Here is a 3,038-nt window from a genome sequence, read left to right as displayed (position 1 = left end):
ATCTGGTCGGGCTGGCTCATGGCGCGCGTTCTATCGCGCTTGCGCGGCGATTCCTACCCCACGCACGCACTCCTAACGCGCGGCAATTGCTGTCGCTGCGGAAGGCCTCTGGTGCAGCACGCGCTCGGCGAACAGGCGATTGGCGATCGGCACGTCGTTGCGCTCGTAATAAAGCGGGCCGGGCAAGCGCTTCTGCCATGCCAACGCCTCGGGCAACGTGCCGTTGGCGCTGTCGAAATCGCCGGTCTGGTGATAGACCGGATCGGCAAAGGCGGCGTCTGCGGTGATGATCGTCCAGCCGTCATGGCGCAGCGCGGTTACGAGATCGCCGACATAGCGCGCCGCGATATCGGTTTCGTGGAGCAACAGCACTTGCGGGGTTTGCCGCCCGGCGACACGCAGCATCAACGCGTCGGAAAAGTCGGCCGATTGCACCATCGTCTCGACATAGAGATCGCGCAACGCGGCGTCATCGATCGGCTTTCCGGCCTTTTTCGCCGCGATCGTCTGCCGCTCGATATTCCAGTCGGAGCCATCGGCGGTGACCCACGCGATCTGCAACCGCCGCGCCGCCAGCCCGTCGAGCACGGCACGGCGTTTCGCCCGGTCGCGCCCGCCCTGGTTCAGGCCGGGGAACCGGAACCAGGGGCGATAATTGCGCTGGCCCCGCAACAACTCCTCGGCTTTGTCGATATCCGCGAGAAAAGCGTCTGCCGACAGCGCGCGCAAATCGCGGTGCGACCAAGTGTGATCGGCAATCGCATGTCCCGCCGCGGCATAAGCGGCGAGCCGCGCGCCACCATCATTCCTTGGGCCGATTCGCCCGGGATTGGCGAAGAAGGCAGCCTGACGGACGCCGCTTGCGCGCAGTGCTGCGATCAGCCGGGTGGTCCGTTCGGCGGGGGTGTAGAACGCGCCGGGGCCGCGCGGGACATCATCGAAGGTCAGCGCAATGCGCTTGCCGGTTACCGGCTCCGCAGGCGGCGCGGCCCGCGGTGCTGGCGCGCGCGGCAGCAGCCCGACCGCCAGCGGCAGCGCGATCAGCACGAGTCCGGCCACGAACATGACCTGGCGCAGCGGAGTCATTGGGCGGGGCTCATACCCTTAATCTTGCCCTAACCAACCGCCCGACGCAAAGGTTCGTGATCATCCCTTCGCGCGGAACCGGGACGGTTATGTCACCCCGATATATGCGCCCGGCACTGCATCAACGGCTGAATCCGCGTCCCGAACGCCTCCACGCCGCGCACGAAATCATCGAAGGTCAGCAGCACGCCGCCCGTGTTAGGCACCTCGGCCATCTCATCGAGCATCCGCGCGACGCTCTCATACGACCCGACCAGCGTCCCCATATTGATGTTCACCGCGCCTTCGGGCGCGGCGAGCTGTCGGACGTTGGTGTCCGTGTTGACCGTGTCCTTCGCCCCCTGATCGGCGAGCCACGCGATCGCTTCGTGATCGACGCCGTCATTGTACGATTGCCACTTGGCCATCGCTTCTTCGTCGGTTTCGGCGGCGATGATCATGATCAGCACGAAGATCGACACAGCGCGCCCGGTCTTGGCGGTGGCGGCGGCGAGACGGGTGTTGTTCGAGGCGAACGCGGTCGGCGTGTTGACGCCCTTGCCCAAGCAAAACGCGTAATCCGCCCATTTTGCGGAGAAAGCGAGGCCCTCGTCGGAGCTCCCCGCGCAGATGATCTTCATGTCGCCTTCCGGTTTGGGCCGGACGCGGCAATCCTCCATTTGATAGTAATCGCCCTTGAAATCGCTGACCCCCTCGGCCCACAATTCGCGCAGGATGTGGGCATATTCGTCGAGCATCTTGTAGCGATTGCGGAAATGCTCATCGCCGGGCCACACCCCCATCTGGGTATATTCGGGCGGTTGCCAGCCGGTGATGAGGTTCAATCCGAAGCGCCCGTGGCTGATCGAATCGATCGTGTTGCACATCCGCGCGGCAAAGGCCGGCGGGATGACGAGCGTCGGGCAGGTCGCGAAGATCTTGATCTTCTCCGTCACCGCGGCGAGGCCCGCCATCAGCGTGAAGCTTTCGAGGCCATACTCCCAGAATTCGGTCTTGCCGCCGAACCCGCGCAGCTTGATCATCGACAGCAGGAAATCGAGGCCGTGCTTCTCCGCCGACTGCGCGATCGTCTTGTTGAGATCGAACGACGGCAGGTATTGCGGCGCATTCTCGCTGATCAGCCAGCCATTGTTGTTGATGGGGACGAAGACGCCGACTTGCATGAGGTTACTCCCCTACGGTTTCGCCCGCCAGCCAGGCGAGCACGAAGCTGTTGAAGGCGTCCGGATCGACGACATTGACCGCATGCCCGCCATGCTCGGCACGGCAGAAACCGGCGATCGGCAAGCCATTGGCGAGGGCTATGCCGGCGTTCGGCGGGACGAGCATGTCATCGTCGGACACCACGACCAGCACCGGTCGGTGGATGTCACGCAACCGTTCAGAAACGTCGAACGCGGCGAGCGCGGCGATGCGCTTCTCCATCGTCGCCGCGCCGGGGAAATGTGCGAGTTGGTCAGGTAGTTCGGCTTCGAGCAGCGCATCGTTCGCCGAGATCCAGTTCGGCGGATAGAGAAAGAGCGGCTGCGCGCGCAGATACGCTTCAGGCCCGCTACCCCGCAGCAGCGCGAGCCGTGCGGCGAAGCAACGGAGGAAATGCGGATCGGGCGAGGCCCAGCCATTGACCACCACCAATTTGTCGATCCGGTCGGGTGCCAGCAGCGCCAGCGCCAGCGCGGCGACGCCACCCGCAGCATGGCCGACGATCGTCGCACGCGGCACATCGAGCGCGTCCATCAGCGCAAGGATGTCGACGGCGAGATCGTCAACGCTTACGGTTTCGGGCAGCGCGCGATCGCTCCGCCCGGTGCCGCGATGATCATAGGCGATGACGCGGTAGTGCGCGGCGAGCGCGGGAATGTTGGGTGCCCAATAGCTCGCCGATCCGCCGAGGCCCGACGACAGGATCAGCGGCGGCGCGTCCTCCGCGCCGTGGATTTCGTAATAGAGGC

General features: G+C 64.8%; 3 protein-coding genes. All 3 read right to left on the bottom strand.

What is annotated here, in order from left to right; all coding sequences use genetic code 11:
* Positions 1-72 precede the first annotated feature (72 nt).
* Positions 73-1,086 (bottom strand): polysaccharide deacetylase family protein, encoded by a 1,014-nt coding sequence (locus ABWP09_RS13830; protein ID WP_353205706.1) that lies wholly within the window; start codon positions 1,084-1,086, stop codon positions 73-75.
* Between the two features lie 92 nt (positions 1,087-1,178).
* Entirely contained in the window at positions 1,179-2,249 is a 1,071-nt protein-coding gene (rutA, locus tag ABWP09_RS13825; RefSeq protein WP_353205705.1) for a pyrimidine utilization protein A, read from the bottom strand.
* Positions 2,250-2,253: 4 nt separating this feature from the next.
* Positions 2,254-3,038, bottom strand: a 785-nt coding sequence (rutD, locus tag ABWP09_RS13820; protein ID WP_353205704.1) for a pyrimidine utilization protein D, incomplete at its 5' end; no start/stop codon positions are given.

Source organism: Sphingomonas sp., assembly GCF_040398505.1.
Lineage (GTDB): Bacteria > Pseudomonadota > Alphaproteobacteria > Sphingomonadales > Sphingomonadaceae > Sphingomonas.
The sequence above is the reverse complement of the archived record's forward strand: the minus strand, read 5'-3'. Positions and strand labels throughout refer to the sequence as shown.